This window comes from Roseateles sp. SL47 (genome assembly GCF_026625885.1).
Taxonomy (GTDB): domain Bacteria; phylum Pseudomonadota; class Gammaproteobacteria; order Burkholderiales; family Burkholderiaceae_C; genus Roseateles.
The window spans coordinates 2,697,206-2,710,461 of sequence record NZ_CP113068.1 but is presented as its reverse complement, the minus strand read 5'-3'; the positions used below and the strand labels follow the sequence as shown (position 1 = coordinate 2,710,461).

Below are 13,256 nucleotides of genomic sequence, written 5' to 3'. Positions count from 1 at the left end.
TGTCGCGTTCAGCGCACACCCAGGCACGCCATGCTTCCGCATAGGTGTTTACCCTGATCTACCTGATGTTTACATCGAACGATGTTGACGCAACAAACACCGTTTGATGTAATAACTCCATCGCAACCCACCCAACAGGAACGCAGATGGAAGTCACCACCCTCCAGGAAGACCTGGCCGCCGAGACCGCAGCGCTGAACGTGCTGGTCGGCCTCGTGAACGAGCAGCACGGCAACTACATCCAGCGCATGGCCGAAGCCGCAGCCGAACCTTCGTTCACGAACCGCTTCGCAATCCTACAGCGGGCGCTGGACGCGAAGACCTACCGTGACACCCTCCAGGTGAGCATGGACAGACAGGCTGGCCGTGTGCGTGCGATCCGACTGGCGATCGAAGACGAGCGTCTCCAGCGCGTGGTCAATCTCCACCTGCATGATCGGCTGCAGCAGATCGCTCCGACACCGAACACACCGGAGGCAGCATGAGCCGCAACCTCGCTTATTACCTTGCTGGTGTGGCGACCATGATCGTGGTGGCCTGTGGTGGTGGTGGTGGCGGTGGAGAAGCCAATCCCACAACCAGCTCGCCTGGTCAGGTGCCGACGACAACAGCCACTAGCTTGCTCGTGATCGGCAACAGCATTACGCGGCACGGCCCGCTGCCTGCTTTCAACTGGTTCGGCGACTGGGGCATGGCTGCGAGCAGTCAGGACAAAGACTTCGCACACCTTGTCGGCACGGGCCTGGGCCTGCCGGTGACCGCCATGAACGTGGCGGACATTGAGCGCGACCCGTCCGCTCCTTTGCCCGTGTTTCCCGTCTATCCCACGACGTTCGTCATCGTGGAACTCGGTGACAACGGTCTGCCAGCTCACTACGACAAGGTCATGCAGGCCGTGAAGGGCAGCGCACGATTGATCTGCACGTCCACATGGTGGGAGAAGCCCGACCGTGACGCGGTGATGCGACCCTTGTGCGAAGGCGTCGGCGGCACCTGGGTCTACATCGGTGACATCTACAAGGGGCCAACTGGGGCATGGACCGCCGAGGCTGTGGCGATGCATCCGCAGAACGACGACATGGCGGAGATTGCTCGCCGCGTCCTTGTGGCGGCTAAGGGGAAGTGACATGAGCGGCCACGTCGAAATAGGCCTTGGCCAGCAGGCCCACCGTATCCCCACGCTGGTGGTTCGACAGCTGCAGCGAGAGGATCGCTCGGGCATCTGCGACACCTGCCCCGGAGAACTGGACCGGCCGGAAACGGTCTATCAGACCGAGCCCGGGGAGCCCGCCTACTGGCATGTGATCGGGATCATGGCAGGCGTCGGCCTGGCCGCTGTCCTGATGGTGCACCTGCTGGCCCGCACCGGGAGCCTGCCGTGAGCGACGACCTCGATCCCATCGCCTCCGAATCCATCGGAGAGATCACACGCATCGGCGCCTTGTTCCTGGCGGCGCTGGTGATTGTCACTGTGCTGGCCTTGCCGGCCATCCTGACCTGATCAACGGGGCACGGCCCCACCCCTTTTCAACGGAGAGAGCAATGAATGCAGCGACGACGCCTGCAGGCGAAGCTGTGAAAGCGAGCGGGCTGGCCCTGCTCCGCGAGCCGGTGCCGGAGCACCTGATCAGCAAGCTGCCCAAGGGTACGAAGGCACAGAACGAGTGCCCTGCGGAGCAGAAGATCAACTGCAGCGTCTGCGGCGGTTGGCACCACCCCAGCGTGCGGCACCTCGATTACGTCGGGCACGCGGCCACGACGCACCGGCTGCTGGATGCGGACCTGCTGTGGGACTGGGAGCCGCTGGCTTTCGACGCTGACGGCCTTCCAAAGTTCGACTCCAAAGGCGGTCTGTGGATCAAGTTGACCGTCGCTGGCAAGACTCGCCTCGGCTACGGGAACGCGGACAACAAGCCGCACATGGATGCCGGCGCCCGCGAGAAGGAAGTCATCGGTGACGCCCTGCGCAACGCCGCGCTGCGATTCGGTTTTGCACTGGACCTGTGGAGCAAGGCTGACATCCACGCAGGACAGCGGGACGCTTGGTATCAGGCTGCGATGACCAGCATCTACGAAGCGCCCAACGTCGGGGAATTGAAGGCCCGCGTGGCCGCCGCTATCGAACTGGCCCGCGCCCGCGGCGACCAGGACGCGGAAGACGATTTCCTCGTGGCCCAGGCCAACAAGATGGCCACGGCCAAGCGCCCCCCTGCCCCTCCTGCCGGCGCAACCCCTTCCCCTCGCCAACGCCAAGCACCGCCGCCGCCTGACATCAACGAAGACGACGTGCCCTTCTAACTGCCACCTGAACTGGAGATTGAAATGAGCTTTGAACTGGACGACTCCACCGGCTTCGAAGAGCCGGTTGCCGAAGCGCCGGCCGTGACCGTGGCCAAGGAGCAGAGCGCCCTGGCCATCGCCGAAGACATGGATCGCGTGCGCAACTCGCTGAATGAGTTCGACCGCGTCTCCGCTGGCCTGGCCGAACTGGAAGCCCGCTATCCCAAGGATGCGGTCTACCCGGTCGAAACCACGAATGGCATGAAGGACGCCATTGAGCACCGGGCGGCGTGGCGCGGCCCGCGCATCCTGGTGGAGAAGGCCCGGAAGATGGCCAAGGCTCCGCTGCTGGCGCTGGGCAAGAACATCGACGCCCGCGCCGCCTGGATCACGGAGCAGTTGGAGGCCGGCGAGCAGCCGGTGGATCAGCAGATCAAGGCCGAAGAAGCCCGCCGCGAAGAGGAGCGCCAGCGCAAGGCCGCCGCAGAGGCCGCTCGCGTGATGCGCATCCAGGAAGCGCTCGCCGAGATCAGCGAGAACGTCATCATCGCCTGCGGCAAGACCTCCGCCGACATCCGGCTGCTGTCGGAGCAGATGCACGCCACCCTGCCCGACCCGGACGTTTTCCAGGAGATGCTGCCGCAGGCGAAGGAAGCGATCGCCGCCGGCATCGCCAAGCTGGAAACAGCCCTGAAGGCGAAGCTCTGGGAAGAAGCCGAAGCGGCTCGCGTCGAGCAGGAGCGGCTTGCGGAGGAGCAGCGCCGCCGCGACGAAGCGGCCCGCCTGGAGGCGCAGCGCCTGGAGAACGAGCGCGTGGCACGGGAGCAGGCCGAGGCCGCCGCGCGGCTGGCCGAAGAGCGCCGGAAGATGGAAGAAGAGCTGGCCGCCTTGAAGGCCGAGCGCGACCGCATCGCGCAGGCTGAGGCAGACCGGCAGGCCCGCGTGCAGGCCCGCTTCGACCGCTACGAAGAGCTGCTGACCTACGACGAGCAGCAAGCCTCCCAGACCATCAGCACGGCCATCACTCGTGTCACCGCCAACGCCCCCAGCGTGGACACCTTTGGCGACCGCCTGGTGGAGGCCCAGCAGAAACACGCACTGGTGCTGGAGCACCTGCAGGCGGCCCTGCCCGGCGCCCTGCGCCGCGAGGAAGCCGAAGAGACAGCGCGACTCGCCCGCGAAGCTGAAGCCCAGGCTGCACAGCAAGCCGCCGAAGCAGCAGCTGCAGCGGAAGCCGCCGCGGCCCGCGCCGCGATCGTACCGGTGGCCGAGCCGGTAGCACAGGTCCGGCAACCCGAGCAGGTCCTCACGATGACGCTGCGCGACATCAACGCGGCCTTCGGGGGCGTGATCACGATGAGCGGAGAAGGCATGGCGCTGCTGGGCTTCAACGCCCTGCCGGTGAAGGGCCCTGCGAAGGTCTACCCCGCCGCCGACTTCGACCGCATCTGCAACGCCATCGCGGACCACGTGCACACCGTGCGCGCCCGCCGCGCCCTGGCCAGCCTGGAGAAGGCAGCATGAGCGCGACGATCAAAGAACAGCGCGCGGCGCACGCGAACGCATTGATCGACGTGATTGCGCGCCACGGGCGCCGGTTCTTCTACAACCAACGCCATCAGCGGAACGCTCGCATCGAACTTCGCAACGGCCGCGTGTACTTCATCGACGACTACTCCGGCAAGGCCATCTACACGCACCGGACCACGTTTGAGAACCGGTGGCGCGGGTTCAGCCATGGCGGCACGCTGAGATCCCTGATTGAGCAGCTGCGCGACTACATCATGAACGGGACGCTGCTGTCTCGCTGGGTGATCGCCCCTGCCTATGCCGCCGGCGATGGCGACATCTGGGGCTACGGCCAAGCGGCCGAAGCCGTCCGCGCTGAAGCCTGGGCGCTGCCCCTGTTCGCCCCTCCCAAGGCGGAAGGCGGTGCAGCATGAGCGCCGCCACCCATACCCCGACCACCAAGCTGGTGTCGATGAACATGAGCGGCAACCTGCACGACGTAGCGCGCTATGTGACGAAGTTCGGCCTGTCGGACTTCTTCGTCCAGGCGGACTCCAGCGGAGGGAGCACCACCGTTCTGTTCCGCCTCCCGATCAACTATCCGGTTGACCACCTGGGCCCGGTACCGGCGCGAGGAGTTCCAGCATGAGCGCCCCCATCAACGACGGCGGATCCGCCTTCCCCGTGCTGGAGAACAACGGAGATCGGCAGCTCGTGCTGAGCAGCGCTGGCATGTCGCTGCGCGACTACTTTGCGGCCCAGGCGCTGACCGGCCTGATGGCGCATCCTGGAAGCGTTGACCCCCTCCGAGAAGCACGGCTCGCCTACATGCTGGCGGACGCCATGCTGAAGGCGAGGTCCACATGAGCGCCAACGACTCCTTCTTCCCCCAGGGCCCGGAGTTCGACCTGCAGGGGAATGTGAGCCGGCTGCCGCAACCCGGCGCCACGGTCCACGACGTCTACCTGGGCCTGGCCATGCTTGGGATCCTCATCCACGGGGACACCGAGGGCCGGAATCCCACCTACATCCGCAACAAGGCCAGATCCATCGCTGATGAGCTGGTCAAGGGAAGGAAAGCAGCATGAGCGAAGCCATCACCATCGAGTCCCTGCAAGCCCAGATCTCCAAGTTGAACGACGTGCAGACGACGCTCGTCGAGATCATCGAACACCAGGGCCTCGCGATGCAGGCCGCCGTGATCGAGGCCGAAATTGGCGCAGGGCCCGAGTCCGGGCTGGACTGGATCCGCAACACCCTCTTCGGCCCTGGCCTTTTCCCGGACCTGGACGAAGCCCGGGAACTTGGCGGAGCCCAAGGCTTCTTCGACAAGCACGCACCCGAGCGAGGCGTGCAGACGGAAATGGTCGGCAAGATGATGGCCCCGCGCGTCATCCAGGAGCCGCCGATGGGGACAGAGATCGACGTTCACGCCGCCGCCACACACCTGGCCTTCCGTGCCCGCGCCGCCGGCTTCATCGTCCGGATCGACCAGCAGAGCGAGCAGCCGCCCGCCATGGGCCGCCACAGCGACGTGGTGACGGTCTACGTCAAGCGGGGGACATCGTGAGCCGCCGCGCACGTCTGAGGGCCAAGGCCCGCCCCTGGGAGGACCTGGAAGACCTCCGCACCCTTACCCCCGACCTGGACGAGGACGACGACTCAGCCACCCTCTACCTCTCCACCGGGGACCGTATCGACACACACAGCGCCTGGGTGATGCCGGGGCAGCAGGAGCAACCGAGATGACCAACAAGACACCGGAAGCGCTGATCCACCAGCTTGAAAGCTGGAACAAGGATGATGCAACAACTGACGATTTCGAAATGTTGCAATCAGCGTCAGCACTTATCCGCCGTCAGCAACAGCGGATTGAGGCGCTGGAGAAGGCGCTGAAGCGCTTGTGTACACATGCACCTCGCACCTCTCAGCAAATAGACGCTGACTGGGATGCCGCCCGCGCCCTCCTCTCCACCACCCAACAAGAGGACAGCCAATCATGAAAGAACGCCCAATTTTGTTTTCCGCCCCCATGGCGCGCGCCATCCTCGCCGACACGAAGACGCAGACGCGGCGGGTGGCAAACAAGACAGTGCGTCACCCAGACCTGGGAAACCTCTACACGCCTGGGGCTCTGGTGACGGAGCGTGAGCCGCAGCATGTCATCGAGCGCGCATGCCCCTATGGCCAGCCCGGCGACCGGCTGTGGGTGCGCGAGACGTTCTACGCCTGGGGCCGCTGGGAGACTCGCTACAGCGCCAAGAAGGGCCGAGACGAGTGGCACTTCGTGGACATGACGCTGGAGTGCGGCAAGGCCTATCAGTACCCGGCCAGCGGCGGCCAGCCCCAGCCCCAGCCCATGGCCGGCAAACGCGACGGCGGCGTTACCCCGAAGTGGTGGAAGCGCCCGGCGATCCACATGCCTCGGGCGGCCAGCCGCATCACGCTGGAGATCGTCAGCGTGCGGGTGGAGCGGCTGCAGGACATCAGCGAAGAGGACTCACGCGCCGAGGGTGTTGAGTGGCTGGATCACGCGCCCGCATGCCCCGCGAACAATCCCGCTCAGGGCTGGCGTGGATACACCAACCACGAGCCGCTGTACCGCGATACGGCGCGTGAATCGTTCATTTCGCTGTGGCAATCCATCAATGGCACCGAGTCCTGGGCCGCCAATCCCTGGGTCTGGGTCTGGGTCGTCGAATTCAAAAAGCGGGAGGACTGAACCATGACCACCAACACCGAAGCAATACTCGCGCTGGATAGCATCGAGCAATACAGCGGCGCTTTCGTCATGTCCAAGCACAAACAGCTTGCCACCATCCGCGCCTATCTCGCCTCTGCCCCCGCACAGCCTCGCATCTTTCTGGTAGCGACGGGTGAAGAGCACGAAGGCGAGGCGACCTACACACGGCATGAAGGCTCGCCACCGCCGCTGTGCGACTTCGAGGGTCCTCTGTATGCCTCTGCCCCTGCACAGCCGAAGGCGATGACGGACCTGCTGGAAGAAGCGCGCGACACCATCGCAAAGTTGCTGATCAAGATTCGCCGTGACGCCCCCGATTTGGCAGGGAAGCTTTTGGGGTATGCCGATCAGGTCGTAGCCCGTGTTGATGCGGCGCTTGACTCGCCCCGCGCCGCCCAGGCAGCGCCAAGAATCAATCAGTGCGGTGAAACTTGCGAGCGTGCGAAGCTGTGCGCAACGTGCGCTGGAAAAATTGACGCCCCTTCGCCAGAAGCCAAGGCGCAGGCGCAGGCGGTGCCTGTGGCATACATGAGCCCGAAGCAGATTCATCGCCTCAATGATCCGATTGATGGCAGCGGGGTTTACATACCCTTGCGACTCACACCGGCCGGCCGCTTCACCATGGCGCTCTACGCCGCCCCTCAGCCTCCCGCCCCCAGCGAGCAGCGCAAGCCCGCCGCCGACATTGACGAAGCCCACCTGAAGCGCATGACCGACGAAGGCGCGAAAGCGTGGGCTGGCGTGGACGCGCAGTCACTGAGGGACGGGGGCGAGGAGCGCTGCGTTGCGGTAGCGGCAGACCAAACCAGCACGGACCTTGCACTATGGAAAGCGATGAATGCAGCCGAGAAAGTGGGCAACCGCAGCGACGATAAGTTGATCCGCAAAGCGTTGAACGAAGCAGGCTATCAACTGGTCCGCCATTGCGGGATCGCGCTGGAAAACGGGCAGCGGCTGGGCGCTCTGCCGACGCTTGGCATTGCCCCCAGCGAGCATCCCGCCACCGACATTGACGAAGCCCAAATCCAGCGAATGACCGAAGAAGGCGCCAAAGCATGGGCCGGAGTGGACGCGCAGGCACTACGGGACGGGGGTGAGCAGCGCAAGCCGCTGACGGACGAAGAAGTCAACACTGGCCTGGATGCTGAATTCGGCGACCGTTTTCGATGGGATCAGGTGCAGAACAGCATGCGCCGCGCATACCGGGCAGGGTATGCCCACGGCATCCGCTCCACTGGAGGCGCCTGATGTTTGGCATCCAGATCCACGTAAGCCCCGAGGCGGTGCAGCACCACACGGCCTTCGACGTTGTATGCAACCCGCGCCGCCGTAGAAAGCGCTACAGCGTGAAGAAGCGCCAATGGACAACGCCGGGTTGCTACCTCCTAAGCGGCGGATTGGTGGTCATGCACCCGGCGCTCTTTGAGCAACTGACACGCGCCGCCATGTCTGAGGGAGGCGAGCATGCCAATCAAGACTGAGAACCGTGCCCGCTACCCGGCGAACTGGAAGCAGATCCGCGTCGCCATCCTGGAGCGTGCTGGCCATCGCTGCGAGCGCTGCAAGGCACCCAACCGCGAGCGCATTGCACGCGGCGGCGGCGACGATGCTGGCACCTACATGCTGGACACGGCCGAGGTGTTCAGCGACCAGACCGGCGAGCGTCTGGGCCAGATCCACATGAGCGACTACGAGGTTTCGCGCATGGTGGATGTGGTGCTGACCATCGCGCACCTTGACCACGTCCCGGAGAACTGCGAGCCGGAGAACCTGAGGGCGTGGTGCCAGAAGTGCCACCTGGCGTATGACGCCCAGCACCACCGGGCCAACGCACAGGCCACGCGCCGCGCCCGGAAAGCGCTGGCGGATCTGTTTGAGGGAGGCGAGCAAGCATGAGCGCGCCTCTGTTTCAGGTGCGCTTCGCCTGGTTGCCTATCCGCCAGGTGTTGTACACGGGATCGAACTTTCACTTCACCGGCGCCTTCTATTGGCTCCGGCGCGTCTACGCCGTCAACAACGACCACCATGGCTGGATCGCGTTCCAGGACCAGCAGACGCCCGACAACCTGCAGCGCTGCCCGCGCTGCCATCGCAAAACGGGATTCGACCATGGCTGACGCACTGCTCCACCTCCCCGCGGAGAACACGACGCTGCTGACCGATCAGGAGCTGTCGCAGATCACCGGCGCGAACACGCGGCTGCTGCAGGTGCAGTGGCTTAAGGACAATGGCTGGAAATTCACCACCACCCGCCACGGTGAGCCCCGGGTGGGCCGCCTGTATGCGAATCTGAAGCTGGGCGGTCTGGAGCTGTCCAGCGTGCTGAAGAACGAAGAAGAGGAATGGCAGCCCAACATGGACGCCATCAACGCATGATCAGACCACGGACCAAGGGTGCGCACCTGCCGCCCCGCATGCTGGCGCGGCGCCGCAAGCGCGCGGATGGATCAGAGTGGGTCGGCTACTACTACAACGCCGGCGGGCGCAAAGAGATCCCGCTGGGTACCGACCTAGTGGAGGCGAAGCGCAAGTGGGCAGAGCTGGAGGGCCAGCCTCAGGCGCCCACCGGCCTGGCCGCAGCATTCGCCAAGTACCGCCGCGACGTGCTGCCGAAGAAGGCGCCCAAGACCCAGATCCTGAACGACGCCGAGCTGTCCACGCTCGAGGCCTACTTCGCCCGCGCCACGTTCAAGAGCGTGAAGACGAAGCACCTGGCCGACTACCGTGACAAGCGCAAGACGAAGAAGCGCCTGCGCAAGGATGGGACGGTGCGCGACCCGGGCGGCAAGCCGGCGCCGATCGCCGCTAATCGCGAGCTGGCCCTGCTCAGCACGATCTGGAACTACGCCCGCGAGTGGGGCCTGACCGACGAGCCAAACCCGTGCCGTGGGATGCACAAGAACCCAGAGCAGCCCCGGGACAACTACGTGGACGACGAGGTCTGGAAGGCGGTCTACGGGAAGGGCGAGCGGGATCTGCGCGATGCCATGGACATGGCGTACCTCTGCGGCCAGCGGCCCGACGACGTGGTGAACATCACCCAGCGGCAGGTCGTGAATGACGCGCTGCTGGTGCGCCAGGGCAAGACGAAGAAGTACCTGCGGATCATGCTGACCGACGAGGACACCGGGGTGCGCACGCAGCTCGGCAAGCTGATCGACGACATCACGTCGCGGCCGGTCACCGGCATGCGGCTGCTGCTCAACATGCGCGGCCAGCCGCTGTCCCGCCTGATGCTGCGCAACCGGTTCGAGGCGGCCCGCCGGGCGGCACGCCTTGAGGCCGAAGCAGCAAAGGACTTCGACCTGGCCGAGCGCATCGGGAAGTTCCAGATCCGGGATATTCGGCCCAAGGCGGCGTCCGAAATTGAGAGCATCGAGCAGGCGCAGAAACTGCTCGGCCACACCAAGGAAGAGATCACCAAACAGGTCTATCGGCGGGTCGGCGAGAAGGCCAAACCCACGCGATAGCGCCTGTGGTTACGGAAATGGGTTACGGAAATGGTGGGCAGAAACGAAAAAACCAGCCGGAAGGCTGGTTTCTAAGTGCTTGATCTAGCAAGCATTTTGGCGGGAAGGGGGGGATTCGAACCCCCGGTACGGGGTTACCGTACGCCTGATTTCGAGTCAGGTACATTCAACCACTCTGCCACCTTCCCTGATTCGGTGGTTTCCCCGCTGGGAAGCGAGAAAGACCAAGAGTGTAGCAGCGTTTTCGGGCCCTGAACAAGTTCTGGAGCAGGTTCGTGCGGTACCTCGCGCGCGCCGCTCACACGCAACTTGCGTTCAGCTCACCGCAGCAACCACAACGCCCGGTCAGGCCTTCAACACCGCCTGCCCGCCCAGGTAGGGGCGCAGCGCCTCCGGCACCTCAATGCTGCCATCGGCCTGCTGGTAGTTCTCCAGCACCGCCACCAGCGTCCGCCCCACAGCCAGACCAGAACCATTGAGGGTGTGCACCAGCTCGTTCTTGCCCTGCGCATTCTTGAAACGCGCCTGCATGCGGCGCGCCTGGAAGCCCTCGCAGTTGGAGCACGAGCTGATCTCCCGGTAGGTGTTCTGAGCCGGCAGCCACACTTCCAGGTCGTAGGTCTTGGCCGCGCCAAAGCCCATGTCCCCGGTGCACAGCGACATCACGCGGTACGGCAGGCCCAGCTTCTGCAGCACGGCTTCCGCATGGCCCACCATCTCTTCCAACGCTTCGTAGCTCTTCTCCGGATGGACGATCTGCACCATCTCCACCTTGTCGAACTGATGCTGGCGGATCATGCCGCGCACGTCACGGCCCCCACTGCCCGCTTCCGAGCGGAAGCAAGGGCTGTGCGCCGTCAGCTTGATCGGCAGTTGCGCCGCATCCAGCACCTGCTCACGCACCGTGTTGGTCAGCGAGATTTCCGAGGTGGAGATCAGGTATTGCTCCACCGCCTCTTCATCGCCGCCGCGCAGCACCCAGAACATGTCTTCCTTGAACTTCGGCAACTGGCCGGTGCCTTCCAGCACTTCGCGGTTGACGATGTAGGGCGTGTAGCACTCGGTATAGCCGTGCGCCTGTGTCTGCAGGTCCAGCATGAACTGCGCCAGCGCGCGGTGCAGGCGGGCCATCGGGCCCTTCATGAAGGTGAAGCGCGAACCCGACAATTTGGCGCCGGTCTCAAAGTCCAGGCCCAGCGGTGCTCCCAGATCCACGTGGTCCCGCGCTGCAAAGTCCAGCTCACGCGGCGTGCCCCAACGGCGCACTTCCACATTGCCTTCTTCGCCGCTGCCCACCGGCACGCTCTCATGCGGCAGATTGGGAACGCTCATCAGCATCTGGTTGAGTTCGGTCTGGATGCCGTCCAGGCGTTCCGCACCGGCCTTCAGCTCATCGGCAATGCCGCCCACTTCGGCCATCAAGGCGCTGGCGTCCTCGCCCTTGCTCTTGAGCTGCCCCACCTGCTTGGACAGCGAGTTGCGCTTGGCCTGCAGCTCTTCCGTGCGCATCTGCACCTGCTTGCGCTCGGCCTCCAGCGCCTTGTAGCGGTCCACGTCCAGATAGGGTTGGGGATTCTTGCGAGCCTGCAGACGCGCCACCACGGCGTCCAGGTCCTTGCGCAATTGGGTAATGTCCAGCATGTCGGTTCTCTTCAATGTTCTTGGATGCTCAAGGCAGCGCAGGGTGTCCAGCACCCGCGCCAGGGAGAGGTCAACGCAGGCGTCCGGGGTGCATTCATGCCCACGGACGCCTGCCAGCGGGGATCAAGATCGTTCGCTGGTGACCTCGGCCATGGACTTGTCGCCCAGCCCCATGGGCAGCGGGAAGCGCACATGCTCCTCCACGCCCGGCAGCGTGCGCACCGTGGTGGCGCCCATCTGGCGCAAACGGTCGATCACCGCCTGCACCAACACGTCCGGGGCGGACGCGCCCGCCGTCAGGCCCACCCGGTTGCGGCCCTCCAGCCACTGGGGCTGAAGGTCTTCCGCCGCATCCACCATGTAGGCGGGTGTGCCCAGGCGCTCCGCCAGTTCACGCAGGCGGTTGCTGTTGGAACTGGTGGGGCTGCCCACCACAATCACCACATCCACCGTCGGGGCCAGCACCTTCACCGCATCCTGGCGGTTCTGGGTGGCGTAGCAGATGTCCTGCTTCTTGGGCTCACGCACCTGCGGGAAGTGGCGCTTCACCGCCGCGAGGATCTCCGCCGCGTCATCCACGCTCAGCGTGGTCTGGGTAACCACCGCCAGACGCGACGGGTCCTTCACCTGCACATGGGGCACGTCCGACGCCTCTTCTACCAGGTAGATGCCGTCGCTGAGCTGGCCCATGGTGCCTTCCACTTCGGGATGCCCCTTGTGGCCGATCATGATGAACTCGTAGCCCTCACGGTGCAGCTTGGCCACTTCCACATGCACCTTGGTGACCAGTGGGCAAGTGGCGTCAAATACCTGGAAGCCGCGCTGTGCCGCTTCCTGTCGCACCGCCTGGCTGACGCCGTGGGCCGAGAACACCAGCGTGGCGCCCGGCGGCACATCGGCCAGGTCTTCGATGAAGATGGCGCCCTTGGCCTTGAGGTCGTTCACCACATAGGTGTTGTGCACGATCTCATGGCGCACATAGATAGGCGCGCCGAATTTCTTCAGCGCCCGCTCCACGATCTCGATGGCCCGGTCCACCCCCGCACAGAAGCCGCGCGGTTCCGCCAGGATGATGTCTTTGCTTGCCTGCATGTCCGCTCCGCTCACAGCACGCCGATCAGTTGCACTTCAAAGCTCACCGGCTGGCCAGCCAGCGGGTGGTTGAAGTCGAACAGCAGCCAGTCCGCCCCCACCTCGCGCACGACACCGGCATATTGCCCCTGGCCATCCGGTGTGGGGAACTGCACCACATCCCCCACCTGATAGACCTCGGTGGGATCGCCCAGCTCCCGCATGAGGCTGAGCTTCACCCGCTGCAGCATGTCCGGATTGCGGTCCCCGAAGGCTTCGCCCGGGCCCAGCTCCAGCGTGGTGCGGCTGCCTTCGGCCAGGCCGATGAGGCGGGCCTCGATCGCGGGCGCGAGCTCGCCGGCCCCCAGCGACAGCGTGGCGGGCTTGTCGTCAAAGGTGTTGATCACGTCCTGGCCATCCGGGCCGGTCAGCCGGTAATGCAGGGTCAGGAACGATCCAGGTTGGACGAGGTTCACAAGTCAGGGGTATTTTGGAAATCGAAGCCGGATTTTAGGCTTGAGCGCCGCCTAACTCCCGAAAGC

General features: G+C 64.8%; 23 protein-coding genes and 1 tRNA gene. 20 read left to right on the top strand and 4 right to left on the bottom strand.

Annotation, left to right across the window (positions count from 1 at the left end):
• Positions 1-146 precede the first annotated feature (146 nt).
• The 20 genes from OU995_RS11765 to OU995_RS11670 are packed head-to-tail and all read left to right on the top strand — an operon-like array spanning position 147 to position 10,002.
• Entirely contained in the window at positions 147-485 is a 339-nt protein-coding gene (locus OU995_RS11765; protein ID WP_267835730.1) for a hypothetical protein, read from the top strand.
• Positions 482-1,126, top strand: a complete 645-nt coding sequence (locus tag OU995_RS11760) for a hypothetical protein (RefSeq protein ID WP_267835729.1) — start codon at positions 482-484, stop codon at positions 1,124-1,126. Before OU995_RS11765 ends, OU995_RS11760 begins: the two co-directional genes overlap by 4 nt.
• A 1-nt stretch (position 1,127) precedes the next feature.
• A complete protein-coding gene (locus OU995_RS11755) occupies positions 1,128-1,382 on the top strand; it encodes a hypothetical protein (RefSeq protein ID WP_267835727.1) in 255 nt (84 codons plus the stop codon).
• On the top strand, positions 1,379-1,501 hold the full coding sequence (locus OU995_RS11750) for a hypothetical protein (RefSeq protein ID WP_267835726.1): 123 nt from the start codon (positions 1,379-1,381) through the stop codon (positions 1,499-1,501). Before OU995_RS11755 ends, OU995_RS11750 begins: the two co-directional genes overlap by 4 nt.
• 41 nt (positions 1,502-1,542) lie before the next feature.
• On the top strand, positions 1,543-2,298 hold the full coding sequence (locus tag OU995_RS11745) for a hypothetical protein (RefSeq protein ID WP_267835725.1): 756 nt from the start codon (positions 1,543-1,545) through the stop codon (positions 2,296-2,298).
• 24 nt (positions 2,299-2,322) lie between these two features.
• Positions 2,323-3,804, top strand: a complete 1,482-nt coding sequence (locus OU995_RS11740) for a hypothetical protein (RefSeq protein ID WP_267835724.1) — start codon at positions 2,323-2,325, stop codon at positions 3,802-3,804.
• Entirely contained in the window at positions 3,801-4,223 is a 423-nt protein-coding gene (locus OU995_RS11735) for a hypothetical protein (RefSeq protein WP_267835723.1), read from the top strand. The genes OU995_RS11740 and OU995_RS11735 overlap by 4 nt, the downstream gene beginning before the upstream one ends.
• Positions 4,220-4,438, top strand: coding sequence for a hypothetical protein (locus OU995_RS11730; RefSeq protein WP_267835722.1), 219 nt, complete (start codon positions 4,220-4,222; stop codon positions 4,436-4,438). Before OU995_RS11735 ends, OU995_RS11730 begins: the two co-directional genes overlap by 4 nt.
• Positions 4,435-4,656, top strand: a complete 222-nt coding sequence (locus OU995_RS11725) for a hypothetical protein (protein ID WP_267835721.1) — start codon at positions 4,435-4,437, stop codon at positions 4,654-4,656. The genes OU995_RS11730 and OU995_RS11725 overlap by 4 nt, the downstream gene beginning before the upstream one ends.
• A complete protein-coding gene (locus tag OU995_RS11720; RefSeq protein ID WP_267835720.1) occupies positions 4,653-4,877 on the top strand; it encodes a hypothetical protein in 225 nt (74 codons plus the stop codon). Before OU995_RS11725 ends, OU995_RS11720 begins: the two co-directional genes overlap by 4 nt.
• Positions 4,874-5,359 carry a hypothetical protein gene (locus OU995_RS11715; RefSeq protein WP_267835719.1) on the top strand — a complete coding sequence of 162 codons (486 nt, stop codon included), beginning with the start codon at positions 4,874-4,876 and terminating at the stop codon, positions 5,357-5,359. Before OU995_RS11720 ends, OU995_RS11715 begins: the two co-directional genes overlap by 4 nt.
• Complete coding sequence (locus OU995_RS11710; protein WP_267835718.1) at positions 5,356-5,538, top strand: hypothetical protein; 183 nt, start codon at positions 5,356-5,358, stop codon at positions 5,536-5,538. Before OU995_RS11715 ends, OU995_RS11710 begins: the two co-directional genes overlap by 4 nt.
• A complete protein-coding gene (locus OU995_RS11705) occupies positions 5,535-5,792 on the top strand; it encodes a hypothetical protein (RefSeq protein WP_267835717.1) in 258 nt (85 codons plus the stop codon). Before OU995_RS11710 ends, OU995_RS11705 begins: the two co-directional genes overlap by 4 nt.
• Complete coding sequence (locus OU995_RS11700; RefSeq protein WP_267835716.1) at positions 5,789-6,511, top strand: hypothetical protein; 723 nt, start codon at positions 5,789-5,791, stop codon at positions 6,509-6,511. Before OU995_RS11705 ends, OU995_RS11700 begins: the two co-directional genes overlap by 4 nt.
• 3 nt (positions 6,512-6,514) lie before the next feature.
• Positions 6,515-7,780: a hypothetical protein gene (locus tag OU995_RS11695; protein ID WP_267835715.1), complete on the top strand. Its 1,266-nt coding sequence runs from the start codon at positions 6,515-6,517 to the stop codon at positions 7,778-7,780.
• Positions 7,780-8,013 carry a hypothetical protein gene (locus OU995_RS11690; RefSeq protein ID WP_267835714.1) on the top strand — a complete coding sequence of 78 codons (234 nt, stop codon included), beginning with the start codon at positions 7,780-7,782 and terminating at the stop codon, positions 8,011-8,013. Before OU995_RS11695 ends, OU995_RS11690 begins: the two co-directional genes overlap by 1 nt.
• Entirely contained in the window at positions 7,997-8,428 is a 432-nt protein-coding gene (locus OU995_RS11685) for a hypothetical protein (protein WP_267835713.1), read from the top strand. Before OU995_RS11690 ends, OU995_RS11685 begins: the two co-directional genes overlap by 17 nt.
• Positions 8,425-8,649 (top strand): hypothetical protein, encoded by a 225-nt coding sequence (locus OU995_RS11680; protein ID WP_267835712.1) that lies wholly within the window; start codon positions 8,425-8,427, stop codon positions 8,647-8,649. The genes OU995_RS11685 and OU995_RS11680 overlap by 4 nt, the downstream gene beginning before the upstream one ends.
• On the top strand, positions 8,642-8,908 hold the full coding sequence (locus tag OU995_RS11675) for a DUF4224 domain-containing protein (RefSeq protein ID WP_267835711.1): 267 nt from the start codon (positions 8,642-8,644) through the stop codon (positions 8,906-8,908). Before OU995_RS11680 ends, OU995_RS11675 begins: the two co-directional genes overlap by 8 nt.
• The gene (locus tag OU995_RS11670) at positions 8,905-10,002 is read left to right on the top strand and encodes a tyrosine-type recombinase/integrase (protein WP_267835710.1); all 1,098 of its coding nucleotides are present in this window, start codon (positions 8,905-8,907) and stop codon (positions 10,000-10,002) included. The genes OU995_RS11675 and OU995_RS11670 overlap by 4 nt, the downstream gene beginning before the upstream one ends.
• A 97-nt stretch (positions 10,003-10,099) precedes the next feature.
• On the opposite strand, the gene OU995_RS11665 is transcribed toward OU995_RS11670, so the two are convergent.
• From OU995_RS11665 to OU995_RS11650, 4 genes are all read right to left on the bottom strand, one after another.
• A tRNA-Ser gene (locus tag OU995_RS11665) sits at positions 10,100-10,190 on the bottom strand.
• Positions 10,191-10,347: 157 nt separating this feature from the next.
• Complete coding sequence (serS, locus tag OU995_RS11660; RefSeq protein WP_267835709.1) at positions 10,348-11,643, bottom strand: serine--tRNA ligase; 1,296 nt, start codon at positions 11,641-11,643, stop codon at positions 10,348-10,350.
• 123 nt (positions 11,644-11,766) lie between these two features.
• On the bottom strand, positions 11,767-12,735 hold the full coding sequence (gene ispH / locus OU995_RS11655; protein WP_267835708.1) for a 4-hydroxy-3-methylbut-2-enyl diphosphate reductase: 969 nt from the start codon (positions 12,733-12,735) through the stop codon (positions 11,767-11,769).
• A gap of 11 nt (positions 12,736-12,746) precedes the next feature.
• Positions 12,747-13,190, bottom strand: a complete 444-nt coding sequence (locus OU995_RS11650) for an FKBP-type peptidyl-prolyl cis-trans isomerase (RefSeq protein ID WP_267835707.1) — start codon at positions 13,188-13,190, stop codon at positions 12,747-12,749.
• Between the last annotated feature and the right edge of the window lie 66 nt (positions 13,191-13,256).

Bases quoted from the DNA above. Each gene is read 5' to 3' on its own strand.
- OU995_RS11765 (WP_267835730.1), top strand. From the start codon at position 147: ATGGAAGTCACCACCCTCCAGGAAGACCTGGCCGCCGAGACCGCAGCG.
- OU995_RS11760 (WP_267835729.1), top strand. From the start codon at position 482: ATGAGCCGCAACCTCGCTTATTACCTTGCTGGTGTGGCGACCATGATC.
- OU995_RS11755 (WP_267835727.1), top strand. From the start codon at position 1,128: ATGAGCGGCCACGTCGAAATAGGCCTTGGCCAGCAGGCCCACCGTATC.
- OU995_RS11745 (WP_267835725.1), top strand. From the start codon at position 1,543: ATGAATGCAGCGACGACGCCTGCAGGCGAAGCTGTGAAAGCGAGCGGG.
- OU995_RS11740 (WP_267835724.1), top strand. From the start codon at position 2,323: ATGAGCTTTGAACTGGACGACTCCACCGGCTTCGAAGAGCCGGTTGCC.
- OU995_RS11735 (WP_267835723.1), top strand. From the start codon at position 3,801: ATGAGCGCGACGATCAAAGAACAGCGCGCGGCGCACGCGAACGCATTG.
- OU995_RS11730 (WP_267835722.1), top strand. From the start codon at position 4,220: ATGAGCGCCGCCACCCATACCCCGACCACCAAGCTGGTGTCGATGAAC.
- OU995_RS11725 (WP_267835721.1), top strand. From the start codon at position 4,435: ATGAGCGCCCCCATCAACGACGGCGGATCCGCCTTCCCCGTGCTGGAG.
- OU995_RS11720 (WP_267835720.1), top strand. From the start codon at position 4,653: ATGAGCGCCAACGACTCCTTCTTCCCCCAGGGCCCGGAGTTCGACCTG.
- OU995_RS11715 (WP_267835719.1), top strand. From the start codon at position 4,874: ATGAGCGAAGCCATCACCATCGAGTCCCTGCAAGCCCAGATCTCCAAG.
- OU995_RS11705 (WP_267835717.1), top strand. From the start codon at position 5,535: ATGACCAACAAGACACCGGAAGCGCTGATCCACCAGCTTGAAAGCTGG.
- OU995_RS11700 (WP_267835716.1), top strand. From the start codon at position 5,789: ATGAAAGAACGCCCAATTTTGTTTTCCGCCCCCATGGCGCGCGCCATC.
- OU995_RS11695 (WP_267835715.1), top strand. From the start codon at position 6,515: ATGACCACCAACACCGAAGCAATACTCGCGCTGGATAGCATCGAGCAA.
- OU995_RS11690 (WP_267835714.1), top strand. From the start codon at position 7,780: ATGTTTGGCATCCAGATCCACGTAAGCCCCGAGGCGGTGCAGCACCAC.
- OU995_RS11685 (WP_267835713.1), top strand. From the start codon at position 7,997: ATGCCAATCAAGACTGAGAACCGTGCCCGCTACCCGGCGAACTGGAAG.
- OU995_RS11680 (WP_267835712.1), top strand. From the start codon at position 8,425: ATGAGCGCGCCTCTGTTTCAGGTGCGCTTCGCCTGGTTGCCTATCCGC.
- OU995_RS11675 (WP_267835711.1), top strand. From the start codon at position 8,642: ATGGCTGACGCACTGCTCCACCTCCCCGCGGAGAACACGACGCTGCTG.
- OU995_RS11670 (WP_267835710.1), top strand. From the start codon at position 8,905: ATGATCAGACCACGGACCAAGGGTGCGCACCTGCCGCCCCGCATGCTG.
- serS (WP_267835709.1), bottom strand. From the start codon at position 11,643: ATGCTGGACATTACCCAATTGCGCAAGGACCTGGACGCCGTGGTGGCG.
- ispH (WP_267835708.1), bottom strand. From the start codon at position 12,735: ATGCAGGCAAGCAAAGACATCATCCTGGCGGAACCGCGCGGCTTCTGT.